The following is a 14,027-nucleotide window of genomic DNA, read 5'->3' on the forward strand; positions in this document are numbered from 1 at the left end:
GACGAAAATTTCCCGTCCTTGACGCCCAGGAGCCACTCAGTGAGCCCGGCCGCAGTCATCGTCCTCGCCGCCGGCGAGGGCACCCGGATGAAATCCCGTACCTCCAAGGTCCTCCACACGCTGGCGGGCCGCTCCATGCTCGGCCACGTGCTGGCCGCGGCCGGAGCGCTCGATCCGCGCCGGACCCTCGTGGTGGTGGGGCACCGGCGAGAACAGGTCATCGAACACCTCCGGCAGGTCGCGCCCGCGGCGGTGCCGGTGGTGCAGGAGGAGCAGGGGGGCACCGGACACGCCGTCCGGATCGTCTACGAGCACACGGGCCCGCTGGAGGGCACCGTCGTGGTGACCAACGGCGACCACCCCCTGCTGACCGGCGAGACCCTGCGCGCCCTGGTCGCCGCCCACGAGTCCGAGGGCAACGCCGTCACGGTCCTGAGCACCGACGTCCCCGACCCGACCGGGTACGGGCGCGTCCTGCGCGACGCCGACGGCGCCGTGGCCGGCATCGTCGAGCACAAGGACGCCACCGACGAGCAGCGGCTCGTCACCGAGATGAACGTCGGCATGTACGCCTTCGACGGCGTCCTGCTGGGCGAGGCGCTCAAGCGGCTGACCACCGACAACGCCGGCGGTGAGGAATATCTCACCGACGTGGTCGGCATCGCCCGCTCCGACGGGCACCGCGTGGGCGCGTACAAGGTCGCCGACTGGGTGGAGACCCAGGGCGTGAACGACCGGGTGCAGCTCGCCGAGGCGCGCAGGCAGCTCAACGAGCGGATCCTGGAGCGCCTGATGCGCGAGGGCGTCACGGTCGTGGACCCGCGGACCACCTGGGTGGACGTCCAGGTGAGCGTGGAGCAGGATGTCACGCTCCACCCCAACGTCCAGCTGCACGGCGCCACCGCGGTCGCCGCCGGCGCCTCGATCGGGCCCAACGTCACGCTGCGGGACGCCGTGGTCGGCGAGGACGCCCTCGTCCGGGACGCCGTGGTCGAGAGCGCCGAGGTCGGCCCGCAGGCGACCGTCGGGCCGTACGCCTACCTGAGGCCCGGCACCCGCCTGGGCCGCAGGGCCAAGGCCGGCTCCTACGTGGAGATCAAGAACTCCGAGGTGGGCGAGGGATCCAAGGTCCCGCACCTGACTTATGTCGGGGACGCCACCATCGGTGAGGGATCGAACATCGGCGCGGGCTGCGTGTTCGTGAACTACGACGGGGTCGCCAAGCACCGCACGACGGTCGGCGACCACGCCAGAGTCGGCAGCGACAACATGCTCGTCGCGCCGGTCGTCGTCGGGGACGGCGCCTACACGGCGGCCGGCTCCGTGATCATCAAGGATGTGCCGCCCGGGGCCATGGCCGTGGCCCGCGGGCAGCAGCGCAACGTTGAGGGCTGGGTCGAGCGCAAGCGCGCCGGTACTGCCGCCGCGGAAGCGGCGAAACGGGCGCGTGAGAACAACACCCAGGAGGGGGACAAGTGAGCGAGATCAAGACCCAGGTGGAGAAGAAGCTGATGCTCTTCTCCGGCCGCGCCTATCCGGAGCTGGCCAAAGAGGTCGCCGCCAATCTCGACTGCGAGCTGGTGCCGACCGCCGCCTACGACTTCGCGAACGGTGAGACGTTCGTCCGGTTCCTGGAGTCGGTCCGGGGCAGCGACGCGTTCGTCATCCAGAGCCACACCGCGCCCATCAACCAGTGGATCATGGAACAGCTGATCATGGTGGACGCGCTCAAGCGGGCCAGCGCCGCGCGCATCACCGTGGTCGCCCCCTTCTTCGGCTACGCCCGCCAGGACAAGAAGCACCGCGGCCGCGAGCCGATCTCCGCGCGCCTCATGGCCGACCTGTTCAAGACCGCCGGCGCCGACCGGATGATCACCGTCGACCTGCACACCGCGCAGATCCAGGGCTTCTTCGACGGCCCGGTGGACCACCTGTTCGCCCTGGAGCTGCTGGCCGACCACGTCGCCAAGACCCTGGACACCTCCCAGGTGACCGTCGTGGCGCCCGACGCCGGCCGCGTGCGCGTCGCCGAGCGCTGGACCGACCGCCTGGGCTGTCCGCTGGCGATCATCCACAAGCGCCGTGACCCGATGGTGGCCAACGAGGTCAAGGTCTTCGAGGTCGTCGGCCAGGTCGAGGGGCGCACCTGCGTCATCGTCGACGACATGATCGACACCGGCGGCACCATCGTGAAGGCCGCCGAGGCGCTGTTCGAGCAGGGCGCCGCGCGCGTCGTCGTCACCGCCACCCACGGCGTGCTGTCGGGCCCGGCCGTGGACCGGCTGAAGAACTCCCGCATCTCCGAGGTCGTGCTCACCAACACGCTGCCGATCCCGCCGGAGAAGCAGTTCGACAAGCTGACCGTGCTGTCCATCGCCCCGCTGCTGGCCAGCGCCATCAACGAGGTGTTCCACGGCGGCTCGGTCACCTCGCTGTTCGACGGCGAGGCCTGAACCCGCACCTTCCGGGCCCGGGAGAATCCGCCCCCGGGTCCGGAAGTGTCGTGCCCGAGCGCATTTCAGCTCCGGGTATCGGCTAGACTTTATGGACCGTGTGCGCCTCCTGCTGCGCGGCACGCCTGACGGATCAGGCGGCCTGTGCCGGAGATGCGCCCGAACGACGCCCTACGAGAGGGCCGAGGTCTTTCAGCTCAACGCCAGCAACGAGGAGTTTCCGCCGTGTCCGAGGTACGCATCGCCGCCGAGCCGCGCTCCGAGTTCGGTAAGGGTGCCGCTCGGCGCACCCGCCGGGCCGGGAAAGTGCCGGCCGTCCTCTACGGGCACGGCACCGACCCGCAGCACATCACCCTTCCGGGCCACGAGCTCATGCTCGCCCTGAAGACCCCCAACGTCCTGCTGCGCGTCTCCGGCCTGTCCGGCGGCGAGGAGCTGGCCCTGCCCAAGGACGTCCAGCGCGACCCGCTGAAGGGCTTCCTCGAGCACGTCGACCTGCTGCTGGTCAAGCGCGGCGAGAAGGTCGTCATCGACGTCCCGGTCGTCACCACCGGCGACGTCCCCTCCGGCGGCCAGCTGGCCCAGGAGCTGACCACCGTGTCGCTCGAGGCCGAGGCCACCCACATCCCCACCGAGATCACCGTCGACCTGGCCGGTCTGGAGGAGGGCTCCTCCGTCCTGGTCAAGGACCTCGACCTGCCGCGCGGCGTCACCGTCGCGGGCGACCCCGAGGCGCTGGTGCTGCAGATCACCGGTGTCGCGGTCGTGGCCGAGGAGACCGAGGGCGAGGCCGCCGAGGCGGCCGAGACCGTCGAGGACGCGGAGACCCCCGCGGAGTGACGTCCGCGCAGTGAGAGCACGTCATGCAGGGCCCGGACGCCGTGAGTGTCCGGGCCCTTGCCATTGAACGAAGATCAGTCTCCGCCGAGCGGGAGAAGGCGATGAGCGAAGACCTGTGGCTGGTGGCGGGCCTGGGCAACCCCGGCCCGTCCTACGCCGGTCACCGGCACAACGCGGGTTTCATGGTGCTCGACCTGCTGGCCGAGCGCATGGGCGGCGCGTTCAAGTCCCACCGCAGCCGCAACGACGTGGTCGAGGGCAGGCTGGAGGGGCACCGGGTGGTGCTGGCCAAGCCGCGCTGCTACATGAACGAGTCGGGCGGCCCGGTGAAGGCGCTGCGCGACTTCTACAAGGTGCCCGTCGAGCGGATCGTTGTGGTGCACGACGAGCTGGACATCCCCTACGGGGCGGTCCGCCTGAAGAAGGGCGGCGGTGACAACGGTCACAACGGACTCAGATCCATCACGAAATCCCTGGGCGACAAGGAGTATGTGCGGCTGCGCTTCGGCGTGGGGCGCCCGCCGGGCAGGATGGACGCGGCGGCCTTCGTGCTGAAGGACTTCTCCGCCGCCGAGCGCAGGGAACTGCCGCTCTTCGTGGACCGTGCCGCGGACGCCGTCGAGTCGCTCTTGAAGAGCGGGATCTCTGCGACGCAGAACACATTCCACGCGCTGTAATACCCCATACTGTCTCAGACACAAACGATAGGGAACCAGGTAGATGCCCTCGGAAGACGATCACTCTCTGGCCGCCCGGCTCGCCACCGAGGCGGGAGAGGTGCTGCTGAGGCTGCGCGCCGAGCGCGGCTTCGCCGACGGACGCGCCCTGAAGGACGCGGGCGACCAGTCCTCGCACGAGTACCTCATGGCCGCGCTCGCGCGGTACCGCCCCGGTGACGCGGTGCTCAGCGAGGAGGGCAAGGACGACAAGGCGCGCCTGGACAGCGACCGTGTCTGGATCGTCGACCCGCTCGACGGCACCCGCGAGTTCAGCGAGGAGGGCCGTGGCGACTGGGCGGTCCACGTCGCGCTGTGGGAGAAGGACAGGCTGACGGCCGGCGCGGTGGCGCTGCCCGCCCAGGGCGTCACCCTCTCGACCGGCGCGCCCCCCGCGCCCGCCGAGCGCGCCTCGGACGTCATCCGGATCGTGGTGAGCCGCACCCGGCCCCCGCAGATCGTGCACGACCTGACCGCGAAGCTGGAGGCGGCGGGCCGGAAGGTGGAGCTCGTCCCCATGGGTTCGGCCGGCGCGAAGATCGCCGCGGTGCTCACCGGCGACGTCGACGTGTACGTGCACGCCGGCGGCCAGTACGAGTGGGACTCCGCGGCCCCCGCGGCGGTGGCGCTGGCGGCCGGCGCGCACGCCTCCCGGATCGACGGCTCGCCGCTGGTGTACAACGAAGAAGACCCCTACCTCCCGGATATCCTGGTCAGCCACCCCTCGCTGGCACAGGTGATCCTGAACGGGCTGAACTGAGGAACCCCATGCAACGCGCCGACTACTTGATGTCCCAGCTGGACGTGCTCGAAGCCGAGGCCATCCACATCATCCGGGAGGTGGCGGCCGAGTTCGAACGGCCGGTGCTGCTCTTCTCCGGCGGCAAGGACAGCATCGTGATGCTGCGCCTGGCAGAGAAGGCCTTCGCTCCCGCGCCCATCCCGTTCCCGGTGATGCACGTCGACACCGGCCACAACTTCGACGAGGTCATCGACTACCGCGACCGCAAGGTCGCCGAGCTCGGCCTGCGCCTGGTCGTCGCCTCCGTCCAGGACGCCATCGACAAGGGCCTGGTCGTGGAGCAGAAGGGCCGGCGCGCCTCGCGCAACAAGCTGCAGACGGTCCCGCTGCTCAACGCCATCGAGGAGCACGGCTTCACCGCCGCCTTCGGCGGCGCGCGCCGCGACGAGGAGAAGGCCCGCGCCAAGGAGCGCGTCGTCTCCTTCCGCGACGAGTTCGGCCAGTGGGACCCCAAGAACCAGCGGCCCGAGCTGTGGAACCTCTACAACACCAAGATCCACCCCGGTGAGCACGTCCGGGTGTTCCCGCTCTCCAACTGGACCGAGCTGGACATCTGGGACTACGTCCGCCGGGAGGGGATCGAGCTGCCCTCGATCTACTTCGCGCACACCCGCCAGGTGTTCGAGCGGGACGGCATGCTCCTGGCCGACCTGCCCCCGGCCAACCGCGGCGAGGACGAGCCCGTCTTCGAGGCGATGGTGCGCTACCGGACCGTCGGCGACACCTCCTGCACCGGCGCGGTGAAGTCCGCCGCGGTGACGCTGGACGACGTCATCGAGGAGATCGCGGCGACCCGGATCACCGAGCGCGGCCAGACCCGCGCCGACGACCGGGCCTCCGAGGCAGCCATGGAAGACCGCAAGAAGGAGGGCTACTTCTGATGGCCGCCCCGCGTATGGACATCCTGCGTTTCGCCACCGCCGGCTCGGTCGACGACGGCAAGTCGACGCTCATCGGGCGGCTGCTGTACGACTCGAAGTCCATCTTCGAGGACCAGCTGGAGTCGGTGGAGCGCACCTCCGTCGACCGCGGCGAGGAGTACACCAACCTCGCGCTGCTCACCGACGGCCTGCGCGCCGAGCGCGAGCAGGGCATCACCATCGACGTGGCCTACCGCTACTTCGCGACGCCGCGCCGCAAGTTCATCATCGCCGACACCCCCGGGCACATCCAGTACACCCGGAACATGGTGACCGGCGCCTCCACCGCCGACCTGGCGATCATCCTGGTCGACGCCCGCAAGGGCATCCAGGAGCAGTCGCGCCGGCACGCGTTCCTCACCACGCTGCTGCAGGTGCCGCACCTGGTCGTCGCGGTCAACAAGATGGACCTGGTCGACTACTCCGAGGACGTCTTCAAGGGCATCGTCGACGAGTTCACCTCGTTCGCCTCCAAGCTGTCGATCGGCGACCTGGCCTTCATCCCGGTGTCGGCGCTGCACGGCGACAACGTGGTGGAGCGGTCGATGAACATGCCGTGGTACGACGGCAGCAGCCTGCTGCACCACCTGGAGAACGTGCACATCGCCTCGGACCGCAACCTCATCGACGTGCGGTTCCCGGTGCAGTGCGTCATCCGCCCGCACAGGTCGACGGACCCGGCCCTGCACGACTACCGCGGGTACGCCGGCCAGGTCGCGGGCGGCGTGCTCAAGCCCGGCGACGAGGTCATCCACCTGCCGTCCGGCCTGACCAGCACCATCACCCACATCGAGAGCCCGAACGGCCCGGTGGAGGAGGCCTATCCTCCGATGTCGGTCACCATCCGCCTGGCGGACGAGATCGACATCTCCCGCGGCGACATGATCTGCCGGCCGAACAACCAGCCGCAGGTCGCCCAGGACCTCGACGCGATGATCTGCTGGATGGACGACGCCAAGACGCTGGCGCCGCGCACGAAGCTGACGCTCAAGCACACCACGCGCACCGTCAAGGCGATGGTGAAGGACCTCCAGTACCGCCTGGACGTCAACACCCTGCACCGTGACGAGACGGCCGAGAGCCTCCGCCTCAACGAGATCGGCCGGGTGACCCTGCGGGTGACCCAGCCGCTGTTCGTGGACGACTACGGGCGCAACCGGCTCACCGGCGGCTTCATCCTCATCGACGAGGCCACCAACGCCACGGTCGCGGCGGGCATGATCTCCAACCCGCTGCGCTGATCCGGCGCCGTGACGACAGAACGGGCCTCCCTGAAGGGAGGCCCGTTCTGCTGTGCCCTGTTACGGGACATCGCCGTCAGGGGATATCGCGTTAGACGCCGGAGTCGACGGTCTCGGTGTCCTTGTTGCGGCCCCGCAGCAGCGCCCAGCTGAGCACCGCGACGACGATGAGGGCGAGCAGCGTCCAGGCCAGGACGACGGTGGGGACGCCGAACATCTTCAGGGCCGAGGCCAGCAGCACCACGGCCAGCGCGCGCCGGATGAGCTGCCCGGGGGCGCGGGAGGAGATCCGGGCGCCGATGTACACGCCGGGAATGGAGCCGACCAGCAGGGCCGCGGTCACCGACAGCTGGAAGTCGCCGAACAGGATGTGGCCCAGGGCCGCGGCGGCCACCAGCGGGACGGCCTGCAGCAGGTCGGTGCCCACCAGCTGGTTGGCCTTGAGCATGGGGTACAGCGCCAGCAGCGCCACGATGATCAGGGAGCCGGAGCCGACCGAGGTGATGCCGACGATGACGCCGCCGACGACACCGGTGAGGATGGTCGGGATCGGCCTGATCTTCAGCTCGGGGGTCGGCTCGGAGGCGGGCGAGCCGGGCTCCGCGGTGACCCGCTCGGCCTCCGTGCGGTTCTCGGTCTTGTCGCGGATGGCCTGCCACATGCGGACGATCAGCCCGCCCGCGGCGATGAGCAGCGCCACGCCCATGGCCTTCTCGATGAAGTGCTGCGTCTCCTCGCCGTCGCCCAGCACGTACTTGAGGATCAGCACCCCCAGGAACGCCGAGGGCACCGATCCCACGCACAGCCAGCCGACGAGTTTGAGGTTCACCGTGCCCCGGCGCAGGTGCACGAAGCTGCCGACGGGTTTCATGATCGCCGAGGCGGCCAGGTCGCTGGAGACCGCCGCCAGGGGCGGCACGCCGAAGAAGGTGACGAGCATCGGCGTCATCAGCGCCCCGCCGCCCATACCGGTCAGACCGACGACGATGGCCACCAGAAAGGACCCGATCGCCATCGTCACATCAAAGTGCATCGGTATATCCCACGGAAATAATAGGAAATATTCCGTAACACTCTAACAGCCGTGGCGAAGCCATCGTTTACCTGACCCAACCGCCCGCTGTCAGGAGCTTGAGCACGGCGCCGACCGCCTCCTCGGTGGACAGGCCGGTGGTGTCCAGCACCAGATCGGCGTCCTCGGGCTCCTCGTACGGGTCGGAGATGCCGGTGAACTCCGGGATCAGCCCGGCCCGCGCCTTGGCGTACAGGCCCTTGCGGTCGCGGCGCTCGCACTCCTCCAGCGGCGTCGCCACGTGCACGAGGACGAAGTCGCCGACCGCCTCGACCATCCGGCGCACCTCGGCGCGGGTCGCGGCGTACGGCGCGATCGGCGCGCAGATCGCCAGCCCGCCGTGCCGGGTGGCCTCGGCGGCCACGTAGCCGATCCGGCGGATGTTGAGGTCGCGGTCGGACTTGGAGAACGTCAGGCCCGAGGAGAGCATCTGGCGCACCACGTCGCCGTCCAGCAGCGAGACCGTGCGCCCGCCGTTCTCCACCAGGGCGTCGGCCAGGCCGCGGGCCACGGTGGACTTGCCCGAGCCCGACAGGCCGGTGAAGAAGACCGTGACGCCCCGCTCGTGCCGCGGCGGGCGGGCACGGCGCAGCTCGACGGCGACCGCGGGCGGAGTGAACCACTCGGGGATCGGCGCGCCCTGGTCGAGCAGCTCGCCGAGCTCCTCGGCCGACAGCTCGGCCCGCACGTGGCCGTCCTCGATCCGCGCGACCGGCCGCCAGACCTCCACGTCCAGGTCGTAGGCCCACGGCTCGGGGGCCACGACGGCCAGCGGCACCTCCCCGTCCATCGGGAGGGAAGTGAGCAAGTGGGTGGCGCCGTAGGCGGCGGCCACGTGGGCGCGCAGCTCCTGCTCGCGCCCGCCGGGGCGCGGTGCGAGGTTCACCGGGACGATCCGGGAGCCCTCCGGCAGGTCCTTCTGCACGGCCAGCAGGGCGCGGACGAGCTCCTGCTCGTGCGCTCCCGACAGCAGGGCCAGCACCAGCGCCGGGGCGCCGAGCCGCTCGGCCTCCTGGCGCAGCTGCCCCAGCTGCTTGCGGTGCAGCGGCTCCCGGGTGGCCACGGCCAGCAGCCGCCCGTCCCGGCCCGGCGTGATCTCCAGCTCGGCGGGGGTGCGCCGCAGCCGGTGGAAGGCGCCGTAGGCGGGCCGGCGCAGCGGGGTCAGCGGCCCGGCCAGCCGGACGCGGCCCTCGGGCAGCCGGGGGTCGCGCCAGGCCTCGGCGACCTGCAGCACCGCCAGCGGCACCCCTTCGGGGTCCTGCAGGATCAGCCGCGCCTGGTCGGCGAGCTCGTCGGGGACGGACAGCAGCACCGGCGACGGCCACGGGGTGCCGTCGGCGAGTCTGCCGCCCGCCACCACGGCGGCGGTGTCCAGGGAGCCGAGGAAACCGCGCAGCGGGCGGAAGGCGCCCGCGAGCAGCAGTTCCAGGTCGGCGAGTTCCGTCGGTTCGGGGGTCCACGACTTCAGGCCGTGGAGTTCTTCGGGCAGTCCAGCGCTCACCGGGCCACGGTACCGCCCGCCGCGCGCCGCCGGGATGTCCCGGCGGCCACACCGGCCTGCGCCCGGTGTCAGAGGATGCGGGCGAAACGGTTCTCGGGTTTGCGGACGACCAGCACGAGCTCGCTGTGGTCGGCGGTGAGCCGGCCGCCGGTCGCGGTGGACAGCAGCCGCGCCAGGGCGGCGACGCCGCCGCCGCAGCCGGTCTCGGTGTGCGCCTCGGCGATCACCAGGCCGCGCTGCAGGCACCAGTTGCGCATGCCCTCCAGGGAGGTGATCGGCTCGAACACGCTCGGGTGCGTGCGCTGGACGTCCTCGCCGAGCATCCTGCGCAGCCGGCGCGGGAGCGTGCGGCGGATCAGCCCGTAGGCGCTGTCGCGGTCGGTGAAGCGCACCAGCAGCAGCCCGCCGGGCTTGAGGGCGGCGACCATCCGGTCGAGCACCAGCTCGGCGTGGGTGATGCGCTCGATCAGCGAGTCGGCGTGCACCACGTCGTAGGCGCGCGGCGGCAGCGGCGCGTTGCGCAGGTCGCCCAGGTGGAAGGTGTCCAGGTCGGGGCGGTCGGCGGTGCGCGCCCGCAGCGCCGGGGTGTCGAGGTCGATCCCCGTGATGTGCCGGTCGAGGTCGTCGGGGAGGGGCAGGCCGTTCCCCCGGCCGCAGCCGGCTTCGAGGATGTGGACCCGGCGCAGACCCTTGTCCTGTACGTGGAGCCTGACCCGCTCGGCGAAGAGGTCGTGCTCCACGACCGCGCGGTCCCTTACAGAAAGCTCGGTCATGGTTTCGCAGCGTAGTGAAAGTCGGGCCGTCCGTCCGGTATTTGCTCTTTCTTGAAGAGATTCTTGTCCCGAACTCAGGGTGCGACTACGCGTAGGCTGGGAGTCGACCCCGGGCGTCCGACGCTTCGGGGGCCTTCGGGCTGCGCGGACGCGCGCGGCCACCGTCCGTCACAAGGTCGCTGATGTCTCTCTCGCCTCTGCTCGATGTCGTGCTCGCCGATCCGGAGCTGCGCCGCGCCCTGGAAGGCGGCGAGCACACGCTCGTCGGTCCGCCCGCGCTGCGGCCCGTGCTGGCGGCGGTGCTGTCGCGCACCGCGATCGACGGGGCGGCCGTCCTGGCCGTCACGGCGACCGGACGCGAGGCCGAGGACCTCGCCTCGGCGCTGACCAGCCTGCTGGAGCCGCACACCGTGGCGCACTTCCCCGCCTGGGAGACGCTGCCGCACGAGCGCCTCTCCCCGCGCAGCGACACCGTGGGGCAGCGGCTGGCGGTCCTGCGCCGTCTGCAGCACCCCGAGCCGGGCGACCCGGCGGGCGGGCAGCTCAAGGTGGTCGTCACGCCGGTGCGCGCGGTGCTCCAGCCGATCGTGGCGGGCCTGGGCGACCTGGAGCCGGTGCGCCTGCGCCAGGGCGACGAGGCGGACCTGGACGAGGTCGTCGCGCGCCTGGTGGACGGCGGTTACGACCGGGTGGACCTGGTGGAGAAGCGCGGCGAGATCGCGGTGCGCGGCGGCATCCTGGACGTGTTCCCCGCCGGGGAGCAGCACCCGCTGCGCGTGGAGTTCTGGGGCGACCAGGTCGAGGAGATCCGCTACTTCAAGGCGGCCGACCAGCGCTCCCTGGAGATCGCCCAGGACGGGCTGTGGGCGCCGCCGTGCCGCGAGCTGCTGCTCACCCCGCAGGTGCGCGAGAAGGCGCGGGAGCTGGCGGCCGAGCACCCCGCGCTGGCCGAGGTGCTGGACCGGCTGGCCGAGGGCGAGGCCGTCGAGGGCATGGAGGCCTTCTCGCCGGTCCTGGCCGAGCACATGGAGCTGCTCGTCGACCTGCTGCCCAAGGGCAGCCGGATCCTGGTCTGCGACCCCGAGCGCATCCGCAGCCGCGCGGTGGACCTGGTCAGCACCAGCCAGGAGTTCCTGGAGGCCTCCTGGGTGAACGCCGCCGCGGGCGGAGAGGCGCCGATCGACCTCGGCGAGGCCGCCTACCGGACGCTGGAGGAGGTGCGCGAGCGCGCCGGGGAGCTGGACGTGCCGTGGTGGCTGACCAGCCCGCTGGCCTCCGGCGAGGACGAGGCCACCGTCATCCTGGACGTCCAGCCCGCCGAGGCCTACCGGGGCGACCGGGAGAAGGTCGTCGCCGACGTGCGCCGCTGGCACGGCGAGGGCTGGAAGGTCGTGCTCACCAGCGAGGGCCACGGCCCGGCCGAGCGCTTCACCGAGGTGCTGCGCGACGCCGGGATCCCCGCGGCGCGCAAGGAGACCGACGGCTCGGTGCTCGTGACCACCGGCATGCTGGAGCACGGCTTCCTGTGGTCGGGCGGCGGGAAGGTGCGGCTGGCGGTCCTGACCGAGACCGACCTCTCGGGCCAGAAGTCCTCCACCAAGGACATGCGGCGGATGCCGTCGCGGCGGCGCGGCGGCATCGACCCGCTGCAGCTGGCGGCGGGCGACTACGTGGTGCACGAGCAGCACGGCGTCGGCCGGTACGTGGAGATGGTCTCCCGGACGGTCCAGGGCGCGACCCGCGAGTACCTCATCATCGAGTACGCCAAGGGCGACCGCCTGTTCGTCCCCACCGACCAGCTGGAGGAGCTCACCCGCTACGTCGGCGGCGAGGCGCCGTCGCTGCACCGTCTGGGCGGCGCCGACTGGCAGAAGGCCAAGACCCGCGCCCGCAAGGCGGTCAAGCAGATCGCCGGGGAGCTGATCCGGCTGTACTCGGCGCGCATGGCCAGCCCCGGCCATTCCTTCGGGCCCGACACCGTCTGGCAGCGGGAGCTGGAGGACGCCTTCCCCTACGCCGAGACGCCCGACCAGCTCGCGGCGATCGAGGAGGTCAAGCAGGACATGGAGAAGCCGGTCCCGATGGACCGGTTGATCTGCGGCGACGTCGGCTACGGCAAGACCGAGATCGCGGTGCGCGCGGCGTTCAAGGCCGTCCAGGACGGCAAGCAGGTGGCGGTGCTGGTGCCGACCACGCTGCTGGTGCAGCAGCACCTGTCGACGTTCACCGAGCGGTTCGCGTCCTTCCCCGTGGTGGTGCGGCCCATCTCGCGGTTCCAGACCGACAAGGAGGTCGCGCAGACCCTCCAGGAGCTGGCCGAGGGCAAGGTCGACCTGGTGGTGGGCACGCACCGGCTGCTCAGCCCCTCCACCCGGTTCAAGAACCTGGGCCTGTGCATCATCGACGAGGAGCAGCGCTTCGGCGTGGAGCACAAGGAGGAGCTCAAGCGGCTGCGCACCCAGGTGGACGTGCTGGCGATGTCGGCGACGCCGATCCCGCGCACCCTGGAGATGGGCCTGACCGGCATCCGGGAGATGTCGACGATCCTCACCCCGCCGGAGGAGCGCCACCCCGTCCTGACGTTCGTGGGCCCCTACGACGAGAAGCAGATCGCCGCGGCGATCCGCCGCGAGCTGCTGCGCGAGGGCCAGGTCTTCTTCGTGCACAACCGGGTGAAGTCCATCAACAAGGTGGCGGCCACCCTCAAGGAGCTGGTGCCCGAGGCGCGGGTGGCCACCGCGCACGGCCAGATGAACGAGCAGCAGCTCGAAAAGGTGATGGTCGACTTCTGGGAGAAGAACTACGACGTCCTGGTCGCCACCACGATCGTGGAGTCGGGCCTGGACATCCCCAACGCCAACACCCTCATCGTGGACCGCGCCGACACCTACGGCCTCTCCCAGCTGCACCAGCTGCGCGGCCGCGTCGGCCGGGGCCGGGAGCGCGCCTACGCCTACTTCCTGTACCCGCCGGAGAACCCGCTGTCGGAGACCGCGCACGAGCGGCTGGCGACGATCGCCCAGCACACCGAGATCGGCGCGGGCATGTTCGTGGCGATGAAGGACCTGGAGATCCGCGGCGCCGGCAACATCCTGGGCGCCGAGCAGTCCGGCCACGTCGCGGGCGTCGGGTTCGACCTGTACGTCCGGATGGTCGGTGAGGCGGTGCGCGAGCTCAAGGAGGAGCCGTCGGCGTCGCTGCCCGAGACCAAGGTCGAGCTGCCGGTCGACGCGCACATCCCGCACGAGTACGTGCCGGGGGAGCGGCTGCGCCTGGAGGCCTACCGGCGCATCGCGGGCATCACCTCCGACGAGGAGATCCCCGAGGTGTCCGAGGAGCTCAAGGACCGGTTCGGGCCGCTGCCCGTCCCGGTGCTCAACCTCCTGGAGGTCGCCCGCTTCCGCGCCAAGGCGCGCCGCGCCGGCCTCACCGAGGTCGTCCTCCAGGGCAACTTCGTGCGCTTCTCCAAGTCCGGCGGCGAGGACCGCATCCTGCCGGAGTCGCGCCAGGTCCGCATGCAGCGCCTCTACCCCAAGAGCCTCATGAAGCCCGGCCAGATCCTGGTCCCCACCCCCAGGACCGCGCCCATCGGCGGCCGCCCTCTGCGCGACGGCGAGATGCTCCGCTGGGCGACGGGCCTGGTGGACGCGTTGTTCCTGGAGGGCTAGCGGCGAGGGGCTTCCCCCGGGGGAAAGGCTCAGTAAGGTGT

Annotated in this window: 11 protein-coding genes; 8 read left to right on the plus strand and 3 right to left on the minus strand. The window is 71.0% G+C overall.

Annotated features, from left to right (window positions below; all coding sequences use genetic code 11):
* Positions 1–39: 39 nt before the first annotated feature.
* The 7 genes from glmU (at position 40) to ABD140_RS09540 (ending at position 6,972) form a co-directional block, all read left to right on the plus strand.
* The gene (gene glmU, locus ABD140_RS09510; RefSeq protein ID WP_425544091.1) at positions 40–1,479 is read left to right on the plus strand and encodes a bifunctional UDP-N-acetylglucosamine diphosphorylase/glucosamine-1-phosphate N-acetyltransferase GlmU; all 1,440 of its coding nucleotides are present in this window, start codon (positions 40–42) and stop codon (positions 1,477–1,479) included.
* Positions 1,476–2,453, plus strand: coding sequence for a ribose-phosphate diphosphokinase (locus tag ABD140_RS09515; protein WP_344238961.1), 978 nt, complete (start codon positions 1,476–1,478; stop codon positions 2,451–2,453). Before glmU ends, ABD140_RS09515 begins: the two co-directional genes overlap by 4 nt.
* A 225-nt stretch (positions 2,454–2,678) precedes the next feature.
* Positions 2,679–3,293, plus strand: coding sequence for a 50S ribosomal protein L25/general stress protein Ctc (locus ABD140_RS09520; protein WP_344238963.1), 615 nt, complete (start codon positions 2,679–2,681; stop codon positions 3,291–3,293).
* Positions 3,294–3,394: 101 nt separating this feature from the next.
* Entirely contained in the window at positions 3,395–3,970 is a 576-nt protein-coding gene (gene pth, locus ABD140_RS09525) for an aminoacyl-tRNA hydrolase (RefSeq protein WP_344238965.1), read from the plus strand.
* Between the two features lie 43 nt (positions 3,971–4,013).
* The gene (locus tag ABD140_RS09530; protein WP_344238967.1) at positions 4,014–4,769 is read left to right on the plus strand and encodes a 3'(2'),5'-bisphosphate nucleotidase CysQ; all 756 of its coding nucleotides are present in this window, start codon (positions 4,014–4,016) and stop codon (positions 4,767–4,769) included.
* Between the two features lie 8 nt (positions 4,770–4,777).
* On the plus strand, positions 4,778–5,692 hold the full coding sequence (gene cysD / locus ABD140_RS09535; protein ID WP_344238969.1) for a sulfate adenylyltransferase subunit CysD: 915 nt from the start codon (positions 4,778–4,780) through the stop codon (positions 5,690–5,692).
* Between the two features lie 14 nt (positions 5,693–5,706).
* Positions 5,707–6,972: a sulfate adenylyltransferase subunit 1 gene (locus ABD140_RS09540; protein ID WP_344239152.1), complete on the plus strand. Its 1,266-nt coding sequence runs from the start codon at positions 5,707–5,709 to the stop codon at positions 6,970–6,972.
* Positions 6,973–7,063: 91 nt separating this feature from the next.
* On the opposite strand, the gene ABD140_RS09545 is transcribed toward ABD140_RS09540, so the two are convergent.
* The 3 genes from ABD140_RS09545 to ABD140_RS09555 all read right to left on the minus strand — a co-directional run bounded on the left by ABD140_RS09545 (position 7,064) and on the right by ABD140_RS09555 (position 10,318).
* Positions 7,064–7,987: a sulfite exporter TauE/SafE family protein gene (locus tag ABD140_RS09545; RefSeq protein ID WP_344238971.1), complete on the minus strand. Its 924-nt coding sequence runs from the start codon at positions 7,985–7,987 to the stop codon at positions 7,064–7,066.
* Positions 7,988–8,072: 85 nt separating this feature from the next.
* Complete coding sequence (gene cysC / locus ABD140_RS09550; protein WP_344238973.1) at positions 8,073–9,545, minus strand: adenylyl-sulfate kinase; 1,473 nt, start codon at positions 9,543–9,545, stop codon at positions 8,073–8,075.
* A gap of 68 nt (positions 9,546–9,613) precedes the next feature.
* Positions 9,614–10,318, minus strand: coding sequence for a class I SAM-dependent methyltransferase (locus tag ABD140_RS09555; protein ID WP_344238975.1), 705 nt, complete (start codon positions 10,316–10,318; stop codon positions 9,614–9,616).
* Between the two features lie 182 nt (positions 10,319–10,500).
* On the opposite strand from ABD140_RS09555, the gene mfd reads away from it, so the two are divergent.
* Positions 10,501–13,986 carry a transcription-repair coupling factor gene (mfd, locus tag ABD140_RS09560; protein WP_344238977.1) on the plus strand — a complete coding sequence of 1,162 codons (3,486 nt, stop codon included), beginning with the start codon at positions 10,501–10,503 and terminating at the stop codon, positions 13,984–13,986.
* Positions 13,987–14,027: the final 41 nt, after the last annotated feature.

The sequence above is a fragment of the Actinocorallia libanotica genome (genome assembly GCF_039525175.1).
GTDB lineage: Bacteria > Actinomycetota > Actinomycetes > Streptosporangiales > Streptosporangiaceae > Actinocorallia > Actinocorallia libanotica.

Coding starts and splice junctions, on each gene's coding strand:
- pth (WP_344238965.1), top strand. CDS start 3,395: ATGAGCGAAGACCTGTGGCTGGTGGCGGGCCTGGGCAACCCCGGCCCG.
- ABD140_RS09530 (WP_344238967.1), top strand. CDS start 4,014: ATGCCCTCGGAAGACGATCACTCTCTGGCCGCCCGGCTCGCCACCGAG.
- cysD (WP_344238969.1), top strand. CDS start 4,778: ATGCAACGCGCCGACTACTTGATGTCCCAGCTGGACGTGCTCGAAGCC.
- ABD140_RS09540 (WP_344239152.1), top strand. CDS start 5,707: ATGGACATCCTGCGTTTCGCCACCGCCGGCTCGGTCGACGACGGCAAG.
- ABD140_RS09545 (WP_344238971.1), bottom strand. CDS start 7,987: ATGGCGATCGGGTCCTTTCTGGTGGCCATCGTCGTCGGTCTGACCGGT.
- ABD140_RS09555 (WP_344238975.1), bottom strand. CDS start 10,318: ATGACCGAGCTTTCTGTAAGGGACCGCGCGGTCGTGGAGCACGACCTC.
- mfd (WP_344238977.1), top strand. CDS start 10,501: ATGTCTCTCTCGCCTCTGCTCGATGTCGTGCTCGCCGATCCGGAGCTG.